Annotated in this window: 12 protein-coding genes; 6 read left to right on the forward strand and 6 right to left on the reverse strand. The window is 69.3% G+C overall.

Features of this window, described 5'->3' with window-relative positions; genetic code table 11:
* Positions 1–8: 8 nt before the first annotated feature.
* Complete coding sequence (locus AC3RX0_RS13860) at positions 9–3,134, forward strand: type I restriction endonuclease subunit R (RefSeq protein ID WP_491506579.1); 3,126 nt, start codon at positions 9–11, stop codon at positions 3,132–3,134.
* A 3-nt stretch (positions 3,135–3,137) separates the two neighbouring features.
* Here AC3RX0_RS13860 and AC3RX0_RS13865 read toward each other — a convergent pair whose 3' ends face one another.
* Positions 3,138–3,437, reverse strand: coding sequence for a 4a-hydroxytetrahydrobiopterin dehydratase (locus AC3RX0_RS13865; protein ID WP_491506580.1), 300 nt, complete (start codon positions 3,435–3,437; stop codon positions 3,138–3,140).
* A 96-nt stretch (positions 3,438–3,533) separates the two neighbouring features.
* Here AC3RX0_RS13865 and AC3RX0_RS13870 point away from each other — a divergent pair, with 96 nt between their 5' ends.
* From AC3RX0_RS13870 to AC3RX0_RS13880, 3 genes are all read left to right on the forward strand, one after another.
* On the forward strand, positions 3,534–4,160 hold the full coding sequence (locus tag AC3RX0_RS13870; protein ID WP_491506581.1) for a YqaJ viral recombinase family protein: 627 nt from the start codon (positions 3,534–3,536) through the stop codon (positions 4,158–4,160).
* A 96-nt stretch (positions 4,161–4,256) separates the two neighbouring features.
* Complete coding sequence (locus AC3RX0_RS13875) at positions 4,257–5,987, forward strand: MDR family MFS transporter (protein ID WP_491506582.1); 1,731 nt, start codon at positions 4,257–4,259, stop codon at positions 5,985–5,987.
* Entirely contained in the window at positions 5,984–6,484 is a 501-nt protein-coding gene (locus AC3RX0_RS13880; protein ID WP_491506583.1) for a MarR family winged helix-turn-helix transcriptional regulator, read from the forward strand. Before AC3RX0_RS13875 ends, AC3RX0_RS13880 begins: the two co-directional genes overlap by 4 nt.
* A gap of 5 nt (positions 6,485–6,489) precedes the next feature.
* Here AC3RX0_RS13880 and AC3RX0_RS13885 read toward each other — a convergent pair whose 3' ends face one another.
* Positions 6,490–7,377 carry a LysR family transcriptional regulator ArgP gene (locus AC3RX0_RS13885; RefSeq protein WP_491506584.1) on the reverse strand — a complete coding sequence of 296 codons (888 nt, stop codon included), beginning with the start codon at positions 7,375–7,377 and terminating at the stop codon, positions 6,490–6,492.
* A 69-nt stretch (positions 7,378–7,446) separates the two neighbouring features.
* Here AC3RX0_RS13885 and AC3RX0_RS13890 point away from each other — a divergent pair, with 69 nt between their 5' ends.
* On the forward strand, positions 7,447–8,118 hold the full coding sequence (locus AC3RX0_RS13890; RefSeq protein WP_491506585.1) for a LysE/ArgO family amino acid transporter: 672 nt from the start codon (positions 7,447–7,449) through the stop codon (positions 8,116–8,118).
* A gap of 20 nt (positions 8,119–8,138) precedes the next feature.
* The gene (locus AC3RX0_RS13895; RefSeq protein WP_491506586.1) at positions 8,139–8,414 is read left to right on the forward strand and encodes an acylphosphatase; all 276 of its coding nucleotides are present in this window, start codon (positions 8,139–8,141) and stop codon (positions 8,412–8,414) included.
* Between the two features lie 11 nt (positions 8,415–8,425).
* Here the strand turns inward: AC3RX0_RS13895 and AC3RX0_RS13900 are convergent, their stop codons facing one another.
* Genes AC3RX0_RS13900 through AC3RX0_RS13915 form a run of 4 tightly spaced genes read right to left on the reverse strand, consistent with a single transcriptional unit; the run spans position 8,426 to position 12,919 of the window.
* Positions 8,426–9,154 carry an SRPBCC family protein gene (locus AC3RX0_RS13900; RefSeq protein ID WP_491506587.1) on the reverse strand — a complete coding sequence of 243 codons (729 nt, stop codon included), beginning with the start codon at positions 9,152–9,154 and terminating at the stop codon, positions 8,426–8,428.
* Positions 9,151–10,041, reverse strand: coding sequence for an FAD binding domain-containing protein (locus tag AC3RX0_RS13905; RefSeq protein WP_491506588.1), 891 nt, complete (start codon positions 10,039–10,041; stop codon positions 9,151–9,153). Before AC3RX0_RS13905 ends, AC3RX0_RS13900 begins: the two co-directional genes overlap by 4 nt.
* Positions 10,038–12,422, reverse strand: a complete 2,385-nt coding sequence (locus AC3RX0_RS13910) for a xanthine dehydrogenase family protein molybdopterin-binding subunit (protein ID WP_491506589.1) — start codon at positions 12,420–12,422, stop codon at positions 10,038–10,040. Before AC3RX0_RS13910 ends, AC3RX0_RS13905 begins: the two co-directional genes overlap by 4 nt.
* Positions 12,419–12,919, reverse strand: coding sequence for a (2Fe-2S)-binding protein (locus tag AC3RX0_RS13915; protein WP_491506590.1), 501 nt, complete (start codon positions 12,917–12,919; stop codon positions 12,419–12,421). The genes AC3RX0_RS13910 and AC3RX0_RS13915 overlap by 4 nt, the downstream gene beginning before the upstream one ends.

The following is a 12,919-nucleotide window of genomic DNA, read 5'->3' on the forward strand; positions in this document are numbered from 1 at the left end:
GGGGCGGCATGGGGAAAGAGCACGAGAAGGCGTTCGAGGACGAGATCTGCGAGTATCTCCACGCCCACGGCTGGGAGTACGACACCGACAACTCCGGGTACGACAAAGTCCGCGCACTCTATGTGCCCGACGTGCTCGGGTGGCTCGCCGACACCCAGCCCACCGAGCTTGCGAAGATCGTGCGGGCCGAGGCATCCGATATCGAGAAGCACACGGCGCAAGAACAGCTGCTCGACCGCCTCGTGAAGACCCTCGATCTGCCTCTCGAGTCCGGCGGCGGCACGCTCAACGTGCTGCGTCGCGGATTCAAGAAGACTCCGGCGTCGTTCTCGATGTGCGAGTTCAAACCTGCGACGAGCCTCAACACCACTGCACTGAAGCGCTACGAGAAGGTGCGCCTGCGCGTCATGCGCCAGGTGTATTACTCGTCGAAGAACACCCACTCGATCGACCTCGTGCTGTTCGTCAACGGCCTGCCGGTCGCCACCATGGAGCTGAAGACCGACGACACCCAGTCCATCGACGACGCGATCGCGCAGTACCGCACCGCGCGCGACCCGAAGGGCGAACCGCTGCTCGGCTTCGCGAACCGCGCTCTCGTGCACTTCGCAGTCTCGACCGACGAGGTCGCGATGACGACGCGACTGGCAGGCAAGGCGACCCGGTTCCTGCCTTTCAACCGCGGCGACGACGACGGCGCGGGCAACCCGGTCAACCCGGACGGCGCTGCCTCCTCGTACCTGTGGGAGCGGGTCCTGCAGCGCGACGCCTGGCTGCACATCGTGGGTCGTCTGCTGCACCTCGAGAAGAGGACGACGACGGATGCCGTCACCGGCGAGGTCACGAAATCCACGACGCTGCTCTTCCCGCGATTCCACCAGTGGGAACTCGTCACCGACCTGCTCGCGACGGTCCGGCGGGAGGGACCCGGCCACCGCTACCTCGTGATGCACTCCGCCGGCTCGGGCAAGACCAACTCGATCGCCTGGCTCGCCCATGGCCTGTCGAGCCTGCACGACGCCCACGACAAGAAGGTCTTCGACACCGTCATCGTCGTCACCGACCGGACGGTGCTCGACGACCAGCTGCAGAAGGCCATCAAGCAGATCGAGGGCGTGGACGGCACGGTCGCCACGATCAATGCCGACGAGGTGCGCAAAGCGGGCGAAGGGTCGAAGTCGGCGCTGCTGGCCAGAGAACTGCTGCGCGGCAAGCTCGTCGTGATCGTCACGATGCAGACCTTTCCCTTCGCGCTCGAGGCGATCCGTGAGAACAAGGGGCTCGCCGATCGGACGTTCGCGATCATCGCCGACGAGGCGCATTCCTCGCAGACCGGCCGCACGTCGCAGCAGCTGCGCGCGGTGCTGACCACCGACGAGCAGCGCGACCTCGACGACGGGGGCGAGCTCGACACCGAGGCGGTACTTGCCGCCGAGATGCAGGCCCGCGCCGACTCCCCCAACCTGTCGTTCTTCGCCTTCACTGCCACACCCAAGACAAAGACCCTCGAACTGTTCGGACGCGTAGGCTCCGACGGGCTGCCGCATCCCTTCCACGTGTATTCGATGCAGCAGGCGATCGAAGAGGGCTACATCCTCGACGTGCTGCGCAACTACACGACCTACGACACCGCGTTCCAGATCGCCGAGACGTCGAAGCGCCATCTCGAAGCGGTCGAGCTGGTCGACGAGGCCGAGGCGACGAAGGGACTCATGCGCTGGGTGTCGCTGCACCCGACGAACATCGCGCAGAAAGTGCAGATCATCGTCGAGCACTACCGCGCGAACGTGCGCCACCTGCTCGACGGGCACGCCAAGGCGATGGTCGTGACGGCGTCCCGTGAGGCCGCGGTGCGCTACAAGGAGGCGATCGACGCCTACATCGCGAAGAAGGGGTACGGCCTGGCGACGCTCGTCGCCTTCTCAGGCACGCTCACCGAGCAGCAGGTGCCCGGGGTCGCGTTCGCCGGCGTCGAGCCGCCGTATTCCGAGGCGAACCTCAACCGCGGACTGCGCGGCCGCACGCTTCCCGTCGCGTTCGGGTCTGACGATTTCCAGCTGCTCATCGTCGCGAACAAATACCAGACCGGCTTCGATCAGCCGCTGCTGTGCGCGATGTACGTCGACAAGCGGCTCGACGGCGTGACTGCGGTGCAGACGCTGTCGCGCCTGAACCGCACATATCCGTCCGCCGGCAAGGACGTCACGTATGTTCTCGACTTCGTGAACGACCCGCAGCAGATCCTCGAGTCGTTCCTCCCCTACTACCGCACCGCGGAGCTCACCGAGCGGACGGATCCCGACGTCATCCACGACCTGCAGGCGAAGCTGGATGCCGCGGGCATCTACACCGACGCCGAGATCGAGGCGTTCACGGCGTGGTTCATCGACCCGCACGCGAAGCACGGTGCGCACACGGCACCGCTGAAGGCCGCAGCAGACCGCTTCAATGACCGGTACGCTGCGGCCGCGGCATCCGACGACAAGGCCACGATCGACGAGCTCGACCTGTTCCGCAAGGACGTCGGGTCGTTCGTGCGGCTCTACGACTTCCTCTCGCAGATCGTGAACTACGCCGACACCGGCCTCGAGAAGCGGTCGCTGTTCCTGCGCCTGCTCGCACCGCGACTGACCGGGCGGGCGTCGGCCGAGGCGATCGACTTCTCGGCGCTGGAGCTGACGCGGATCAAGCAGGCGCGCTCGGGCGACCACACTCTCGACCTCGCATCGGGCGAGACCAAGCAGCTTCAGCCGCTCCGACCCGGCGCAGGCACAGCACGCGACCCGCGGATGGTGCGGCTGGCCGAGATTCTGGGCCGCATCAACGAGCTGTTCGCCGACGAGGACTTCACCGAGTCCGGTATCGAATCGTGGGTGCAGGGCGTCGTGACCGTCCTCGGCGACGACCCGCAGATCCGGCTCCAGGCGGCCGCGAATTCACGCAAGCAGTTCATCGAATCGCCGGACCTCACGACGGCCGTGACCGACGCCGTGCTCACGAACCACGACGCACACAACAGCGCCGTCGACTTCTACTTCACGCATGCCGAGAAGCAGGCCGCGCTCGTCAAGCTGCTCGGCGAGCTCGTGCACGAGAACCTGCGGATCGAGCGCGAAGAGGCTGCCGCGTCCTAGCCGTCAGCCGGCCTCGACGCCCATGTCGTGGGCGGCGCGCGAGATCTGGGCCGCGAGCGCCGCGTCCTTCTCGGTCACTCCCCCGGCGTCGTGGCTGCTCAGTCGCACCTCGACGCTCGGATAGGTGACGGTCACGTCGGGGTGGTGGTTCGCCGCTTCGGCGAGGCCGGCGATCGTCTGAAAGAGGCGGGCGCCGGTGGCGAAGTCGCCGGTGCGGAACAGTGCGGTCACGGCGTCGCCGTCCGGCCGCCAGTCCTCGACCCCGCCCGACGAACGGAACTGGTCATATGTGAGGGTGTCCATGCGATCGACGATGCCACGGCACGGCGAGGAATCAACCCCCTTGCGAAAAGCCGCGTCGCGCCCGGCGCCGTCGACGCCACGGCGTACGCTCGAGGAGTGACCCCCGAACTCGCCGAGCGCATCGTCGCGGACTCGCGCGATCGGGTCGCCTGGCTGCGGGCCCGCTCGCGGGGCATCACCGCGACCGACGTCGCCGCGCTCACGAGCGAGCGTGTCATCGCCCGCGCGGCGCACACCAAGCTGACCGGCAGCGGCTTCACCGGCAACGCCTACACCGACCACGGCCGGCGCCGCGAACCCGAGATCGCGGCATGGATCGCGGCAACGCACGGCATCCGGCCCTCCACCGCGCTCTTCCGCGCGATCGTCGAGCCGCGGCACCTCGCCACCCCCGACGGATTGATGCAGGATGCCGGGGGCCGCGTCACGCTCGCAGAGATCAAGACGACCAACAAGGCGTGGCGCAGCATCCCGCGCTCGTATCTTCGCCAAGTGTGGTGGCAGCAGCACGTCATCGGGGCCGAGCGCACGCTCGTGGTCTGGGAGCAGCATGACGGCTTCGTGCCGATCGACGACGAGCCGCGCTGTGCGTGGGTCGACCGCGACGAGGCCGAGATCGGCAAGCTCGTGCGCCTGGCCACGGCGCTCATCGATGAGCTGCACCGGCGCACGCACCCGCAGCCGTCACGCGAGGCGTACCGGGCGCTCGCGCTCGCGGACTGATCCGAGCCGGGGAATAGTTGACGTGGGTCAACGATTACAGATATAGTTGACCGTTCTCAACTGTTGACCTCTGTCAACGATCTGCGTTAGGAATCCATGTCCCAAACCTCGCCCGGCATGAAGCCGGCCATGACCCACCGGCAGGTGCTCGAAGCACTGTCGGGTCTGATCCTCGGCATGTTCGTGTCGATGCTGGCCTCGACCGTCGTGTCGAGCTCGCTGCCGGTCATCATCCACGACCTCGACGGCGACCAGGCCGCGTTCACGTGGGTCGTCACCGCGACGCTGCTGACCACCGCGATCTCGACCCCGATCTGGGGCAAGCTCGCCGACCTGTTCAACCGCAAGCTCCTGTACCAGCTCGCGATCGTGGTCTTCGTGCTGGCCACCGCCGGCGCCGGCTTCTCGCAGACCCCCGAGATGCTCATCACGTTCCGCGCGGTCCAGGGCATCGGCGCGGGCGGTCTCGCGGCGCTCAGCCAGGTGATCATGGCCGACATCCTCAGTCCCCGCGAGCGCGGCAAGTACATGGGCCTGTTCGGCGCGGTGATGGCCGTGGCCACCGTCGGCGGCCCGCTGCTGGGCGGCGTGCTCACCGACGCGTGGACCTGGCGCTGGAACTTCTATGTCGCGCTGCCGGTCGCGATCGTCGCCCTGATCCTGGTGCAGAAGACGCTGCACCTCTCCCCCCACGAGCGCCGCAAGGTGTCGATCGACTACACCGGCATCGTGCTGCTGTCGGCCGCCGTCTCGCTGCTGCTGATCTGGGTCACGATCGCAGGCACCCCCACCGGGTTCCCGTGGAACAGCTGGCAGACCTACGTCATGGTCGGCGGCGCGGTCCTCGCGACGGTGCTGTTCATCGTCGTCGAACTGCGCTCCAAAGAGCCGCTCGTGCCCCTCTCGATGTTCCGCAACCGCACGTTCACGCTGGCCGTGATCGCTTCGATCTCCACCGGCATCGCGATGTTCGGGGCATCCGTCTTCCTCAGCCAGTACATGCAGCTGGCCCGCGGAGCCACCCCCACGCAGGCGGGGCTCATGACCATCCCGATGATCGCGGGCCTGCTGATCGCATCGGTGCTCATCGGCATGCTGGTCTCGAAGTACGGGCACTGGAAGCCGTACCTCATCCTCGGCGGCCTGCTGCTGATCGCAGGGTCCTACACGCTGTCGACGATCCACTACGACACGAACTTCGTGCTCGTCTCGCTCTACATGTTCCTGCTCGGCGCAGGCGTCGGCATGACCATGCAGAACCTCGTGCTGATCGTGCAGAACACGTGCAAGCCGAACGAGATCGGCGTCGCGAGCTCGGGCGTCACGTTCTTCCGGAGCCTCGGCGGCACCGTGGGCGTGGCGGTCATGGGTGCGGCGCTGGCCACCAAGGTCACCGACCTCATGACCGACCGCATGCCCGAGCTCGGCAAGGCGATCATGAGCCTCGGCGACAAGGCAGCTTACTGGCAGGCGCAGCTGGCCAGCGGCGCGATGCCCAAGGTGTCGGACATGCCGCACGCACTGCGCGTGATCATCGAGGACGTGTACGCCCAGGGCATCTCGCACTCGTTCCTGATCGCCGTGCCGTTCGCGGTGATCAGCCTGGTCGCGATCGTGTTCCTGCCCAACGTGTCGCTGACCCGCATGACCAACACCGAGCGCATGCACGCCGGCGAGGCGGACCTGGCCACGGTCTCGGTCGACGAGGGCATGAGCGTGCTCACCGCGACCGGCAGCATCCGCATCGCAGACGGGGTGGATGCCTCGAGCGCCGCCTCCGGCTCCTCCGGCTCCGCCGGCGAGCCCGCCGGATCGAGCGAGCGATGATCACCCCCATCCGCTCCGTGGCGACACCCGCCGAGGGAGCCGCCACGGAGGACGACCCGCGTCGCCTCGCGGTGCGGGCGCTGGAGGGCGCGTTCTCGCAGCTGTTCACCCAGCTGCGCCGGGTCTATGCGCAGGCCGCCGAGGCCGTGAGCCCCGGCATGATGCCGGGCACGTTCAAGGTGTTCACCGTGATCGAGCGCATGGGCTCGGTCACGGTCTCGGCCCTGGCCGAGCGCATGGACTCCGACAAGAGCCTGATCAGCCGTTCGGTCAGCGAGCTCGAGACGCTCGGACTGGTCGAGCGCACCGCCGACCCCGCCGACGGGCGGATCCGACTGATCAGCATCACGCCGCTCGGCCGCGAGCGGCTCGAGTCGGTGCGCTACCCGTACATGGACCGCCTCGGCGACGTCCTCGCCGAGTGGCCGCTGGAGCACATCGACCGGCTCACCGTGCTGCTGCAGGCGCTCGCCTCGGGCGACGTCCCCGAGGCCTGAGGCCCTCAGCTCCGCAGCACCCGGCGGCCTTCGGACACGACGGCGTCGGCCACGGCATCCAGCAGCGCGGAGCGCAGGTTCCACTGCTGCCAGTACAGCGGCACGTCGGCGGGCTCGCCGCCCAACCGGACGAGCGACCCATCCGCCAGCCCCGCATCGGACTGGAACCCCGGCAGCAGTCCCCAGCCCATGCCGAGGTGCACCGCCCGGGCGAAGTCGTTCGACGCCGGCACGTAGTGCCGGGGCGGGGCGGTCTGGACGCCACGGCCGCGCAGCCATTCGCTCTGCAGGTCGTCGCGACGGTCGTAGTCGACGCGCACGGCCTGGGCCAGGGCCGCGGGCGTCGGCCCCTCCGGCAGCCACCGGGCGACGTACTCCGGCGTCGCGACCGCTTCGTAGCGCATCGTCCCGAGCGGCACGACGCGGCAGCCGGCCACCGGCTGAGCGCGTGAGGTGACGGCGGCCATGACCGTGCCGGATTCGAGCAGCTCTGCGGTGAAGTCCTGGTCGTCGCGGTGCAGGTCGAAGACGATGGGATGCTGTCGCGTCAGCCGCGCGAGCGGTTCGAGGAACCACGTTCCGAGGGTGTCGGCGTTCACCGCGAGCGCCACGCTGAACCGCACCCGGTCGTCGGCGGTGCCGAGCTCGCCCAGCGCATCGTGCTCGAGCAGGGTCAGCTGCCGGGCGAGGCGCACGACCGCCGCGCCGGCCTCGGTCGCCCGCGCGGGTCGCGCCCGGATCAGACAGACCCGGCCGAGCTGCTCTTCGAGCGCCTTGATGCGCTGGCTGACCGCCGACGGGGTGATGTGCAGGCGCCGGCCTGCGGCATCCAGTGTGCCCTCGTCGATCACGACGGCGAGGGTCTCGGCCAGTTCGAACGGGATGCGCATCATAAGCCATGCTAATGCTGCTGCAGTTCTGTGAGCTGTACTTCAGACGGCATCGCGCCGTAGCGTCGAAGCGTGCTCTCGTCGATCTTCGCCGGACTCGGTCTCGGCCTCTCGCTCATCGTCGCCATCGGCGCGCAGAATCTGTTCGTGCTGCGTCAGGGGCTGCGCCGCGAGCACGTCCTCGCGGTGGCGATCGTGTGCACCCTGTCGGACGCGGCGCTGATCGCGGTGGGAGTCTCGGGCATCGGCGTGATCCTGCACGCCGTGCCGTGGCTGGCCGTCGTGATGCGCTTCGCAGGGGCGACGTTCCTCGCGGTGTACGCGGTGCTGGCGCTGCGGCGGGCGTGGTGGCCGAGCGGCGACGCGCTGCGGGTGGATGCCTCCGCCCTACCGGGCTCGCAGGGGGCGACCGGCACGATGACGGGTGGGCTGGCGACCGCGACGCGGACGGGGACGCGTCTGGCGCCCGTCCTCGCGACGTGCCTGGCGCTCACCTGGCTGAACCCGCACGTGTACCTCGACACCGTGTTCCTGCTGGGGTCGATCGCAAGCACGCACGGCGACCTGCGCTGGTGGTTCGCGCTGGGCGCGGCGTGCGCAAGCGTGCTGTGGTTCTTCGCGCTGGCATACGGCGCGCGGTATCTGGGGCGCTGGCTGTCGACGCCGCGCGCCTGGCGCATCGTCGACGCCGTGATCGGCGTCGTGATGCTGCTGCTCGCCGCGAACCTCGTCGCCGGGGCGTGACGGCCTGCGAGGATGGGGGCATGCGCCGCGTGCACGTCATCGTCTCGGGTGAGGTCCAGGGAGTGGGCTACCGCTACACGATGCGCATCGAGGCCGACGCGGCCGGCGTCGCCGGGTGGGTGCGCAACCGTCGCGACGGCACGGTCGAAGCCGAGATCGAGGGCACCGACGAGCAGGTCGACGCGGTGCTCGCCTGGATGAGCGAGGGACCTCCGGGATCGCGGGTGACCGACGCGCGGGTGCGGGATGCCACGCCCACCGGCGCGATCGGCTTCGACGTGCGTCCCACCGCGTGAGGGGTCGTGGGTCAGCGCCGGCGGCGCAGGAGCAGGCCGAGCAGCAGTCCAGCGGCGAAGGCGATCGCCGGCGCGTAGCGCCGCAGAAGCACCGGCATCACCGTGGACATCAGGTCGAGCTCGGCCGCCGGGGCGGGCGGTGTCGGCCTGGCGCCCGGCGTCGGGGTGCTGCGCGGCGCGTGGATGTCGGGCGGCGGTGCGGCCGCGGCATCCGCCGTCGTCTCGGCTGCGGCATCCTGCGTCTGCGATGACGGGTCCTCTGCCTCTGCGACCTCCGCGTCCGCCTCGCCCTCAGCCCCCGCGGCGAGCTTCGCCGAGAAGCACTCGACGAACTGGCCGAGCAGCTTGTCGCTGACGTCCTGGATGACGCCACGGCCGAACTGCGCGGGCTTTCCCGTCACGGCGAGGTCGGTGACCATGTCGACAGCGGTGCCGTCGCCCTCGGCGGTGATCTGCGCGGTCACCGTCGCACCCGCGGTGCCGTTGCCGCGCTTGTCCTTGCCCTTGGCCTCGACCACGACCTGCCCGCTCGACGGGTCGCGCTGGACGAACCGGCCGGTGCCGCTGTAGGTCATCGAGACCGGGCCCAGCTTGACCTTGACGGTGCCGGTGAACTCGTCGCCCTCCACCCCGGTGAGCGCGGCGCCGGGCAGGCACGGCGCGTTCTCCTCCAGATCGTCGAGGGCGGCCCACACCGCCTCGGGCGGGGCGGGCACCACGAAACGATGCTCGAGCTTCATCCGGCTGCCCTCTGCCCTGCGGCGAGCATCGCGGCCACGACGGCCTTGCGGGTCAGCACCCCCGCCAGGTGCCGTCGGTAGGCGGGATCGCCGTTCGCGTCGTCGGGCGGGTTCGTCCCCTCGGCGACAGCGGCGACCGCCGCGCCGATCGCCGCCTCGGTGTCGGCGTCCGCAGTGGCGGCGATGCCGACCAGGGCGTTCTCGGTCGTGGTGGCGCGCACCGGCACGGATGCCATGTTCGACAGGCCGATGCGGGCTTCGGCGATCGCGCCGTCCTGCACCCGGACAGCCGCCGACACGCCGACCACCGGCCACTGCTGGGCGGTGCGCGTGAACTTCTCGTGGTGCGAGCCCCAGCCCTCGCGCTTGGGGATGCGCACCTCGGTGAGGATCTCGTCCTCGGCGACGGCGGTGGTGAACATGTCCTGGAAGAAGTCGGCCGCCGGCACCGTGCGGGTGCCGCCCCGGCCGACGATGACGAACTCCGCGTCCAGCGCGAGCGCCGGTGCCGGCAGGTCCGCGGCGGGGTCCGCGTGCACGAGCGCACCGCCGAACGTGCCGCGGTGCCGGATCTGCGGGTCGGCGATGGCGTGCGCCGCCTCGGAGATCAAGCCGGCGAAACGTGCCACGAGCGGGTCGTTCGCGACCTGGTGATGAGTGGTCATCGCCCCGATCACGATCGCATCGCCGTCTTCGCGGATGCCGCGCAGCGACTCGATGCGCCCGAGGTCGACGAGCACGGAGGGAGCCGCCATCCGCAACTTGAGCACCGGGATCAGGCTCTGCCCGCCCGCGAGCAGCTTGCCGTCGTCACCCGCCTCGGCCAGCTGCGCCAGCGCCTCGTCGAGCGTCGTGGGAGCCGCGTAGTCGAATGCCACGGGGATCATGCCGCACCTCCTGTCGGGGAGCCGCTATCGGCCTTCGCATCCTGCAGGGCGTGCCACACCGTGGCGGGCGTGGCCGGCATCCGGATGTCGCCGACACCGTACGGTCGCAGCGCGTCGACGATGCCGTTGATGATCGCCGGCGTCGAGGCGATCGTGCCGGCCTCGCCCACGCCCTTCACGCCGAGCGCGTTGGTCAGCGCCGGGGTGACGGTGCGCGCCGTGGTGAACGAGGGCAGGTCGGCGGCGCTGGGCAGCAGGTAGTCGACGAAGGACCCCGACACGAGGGTGCCGGCGTCGTCGTAGACCGCCTCTTCGAACAGCGCCTGCGAGATGCCCTGCGCGAGTCCGCCGTGCACCTGCCCGTCGACCAGCAGCGGATTGATGACGTTGCCGATGTCGTCGACGCACACATACTGCCGAAGCGTCACTCGCCCGGTCTCGGTGTCGACCTCGACGGCGGCCAGGTGCGTGCCGTGCGGGAAGTTGAAGTTCTGCGGATCGAACGTCGCGTCCGAGTCCAGGCTCGCCTCGAACCCGTCCGGCAGGTTGTGCGCCGCGAACACCGCGAACGCGATCTCGCCGAGCGTCATGCCCGCGTCGGTGCCCTTGACGCCGAACCGTCCGGCGCTGAACTCGACGTCGTCGCGGTTGGCCTCCAGCAGATGGGCGGCGACCGTCTTGGCCTTCTCGATGACCTTGTCGGCGGCGGCGACCACCGCCATGCCGCCGACCACGAGCGATCGCGACCCGTACGTGTCCATGCCCTTCTGGGCGACCTGGGTGTCGCCGTGCAGGATGATGACATCCTCGAACGCCACGCCCAGCCGATCGGCGACGATCTGGCTGTACGAGGTCTCGTGGCCCTGCCCGTGCGGGCTGATGCCGGTCACGACCTCGACCTGGCCGGTCGGCAGGATGCGCACCTGCGCGTGCTCCCAGCCCCCGGCCGCATAGTCGAGCGAGCCGAGCACCCGCGACGGGGCCAGCCCGCACATCTCGGTGTACGTCGAGACCCCGATGCCCAGCTGCACCGGATCGCCGGCGTCGCGACGGGCCTTCTGCTCGGCCCGCAGCGCGTCGTAGTCGAACATCTCCAGCGCCTTGTCGGTGGCGGCCTCGTAGTTGCCGGAGTCGTACTCGAGGCCGGCGACGGTCGTGAACGGGAACTCCTCGTGGCGGATCCAGTTCTTGCGGCGCAGCTCGATCGGGTCCATGCCGAGCTCGGCGGCGAGGTCGTCCATGGCGCGCTCGATAGCGTACGTCGCCTCGGGGCGCCCCGCGCCACGGTAGGCACCGGTGATGACCTTGTTGGTGAACAGGTTGTTGCACTCGAACCGATAGGCCGGGAACTTGTAGATCGCGTTGTACATGAACGCGCCGAGGATCGGGATGCCGCCGCCGATGAGGCTCTGGTACGCGCCCATGTCCGCGAGCAGGTTCACGCTCAGCGCCGTGACCGTGCCGTCGCGCTTCGCGCCGACCTTGATGCGCTGCACCTGTGCGCGGCCGTGATGGGCACCCATGAGCGACTCGGTGCGCGTCTCGGTGTACTTGCACGGCTTGCCGGTGTGTCGCGCGGCCAGGACGGTGATGAACTCCTCGGTGGTCACGGCGAGCTTTCCGCCGAATCCTCCGCCGACGTCCGGCGCGATCACCCGCACCTTCGATTCCGGGATGCCGAGGCTCAGCGCCAGCATGAGCTTCAGGATGTGCGGCACCTGCGTGGCGGACCACATCGTGATCTGGTCGCCGGTGGGGTCGACGATCGTGGAGCGGGGCTCCATGAACGCCGGGATGAGCCGCTGCTGGTAGTAGGTGCGCTCGAGGACGACCTCGCTGTCGGCCAGCGCCTGCTCGGTGTCGCCGCCGGTGCCGGCAGCGGCCGAGTCGAACACCCACCGCGCCGACAGGTTCGTGCCGAGCTCGGGCTGGGCGAGCACCTCGTCGGTGAACGCCTCTTCGAGGTCGAGCACGACGGGCAGCTCTTCGTAGTCGACGTCGATCTCGTCCAGCGCGTCGCGGGCCTGCGCGGGGGTCCGCGCGATGACGCAGGCGACGATCTCGCCCGCGAAGGCGACGTGGTCGATCGCGATCGGCAGATACGGCGCGGCCTTCTGATCCGGCGTCACCGGCCACGCCGACGGGATCGCGCCCTGCTCGTCGGCGACATCGCGGCCGGTCAGCACCGCGACGACGCCCGGAGCCGTGCGCGCGGCATCCACGTTCAGCGACGTGATCTTCGCGTGTGCGAAGGGGCTGCGCAGCAGGGCGATGTGCAGCATGCCCGCCAGCACCATGTTGTCGGTGTAGCGGCTGTGGCCGGTGATCAGCCGCTGATCCTCTTTGCGGGTGCGCGGGGCCCCGATCTCGGCGGTGGTCATGCCGGCTCCTTCACCGGTGCGCCGGTATGCGTTCCGGCAGCGGCCGCCGCCTGCACGGCCTTGACGATGTTGTGATAGCCCGTACAGCGGCAGAGATTGCCTTCCAGCCCCTCGCGGATCGTGCGCTCGTCGGGGTCGGGGTGTTCGCGCAGCAGGTCGATGGACTCCATGATCATGCCGGGCGTGCAGAACCCGCACTGCAGCGCGTGGTTCTCGTGGAACGCCTGCTGCATGGGATGCAGCTCGCCGTCCGTGGCGATGCCCTCGATCGTGGTCACCTCGTGCCCATCGGCCTGCACGGCCAGCACCGTGCAGCTCTTCACGCTCATCCCATCCAGATGCACCGTGCAGGCACCGCAGTTGCTCGTATCGCAGCCGATCAGCGTCCCCGTCTTCCCGACGACCTCGCGCAGGTACTGCACCAGCAGCATCCGCGGCTCGACATCGTCTGTGTACGTGGTCCCGTCTACCGTCACGGTGATGGTCCTGCGCGTCAT

It is taken from the genome of Microbacterium sp. W1-4-2, from assembly GCF_058349885.2.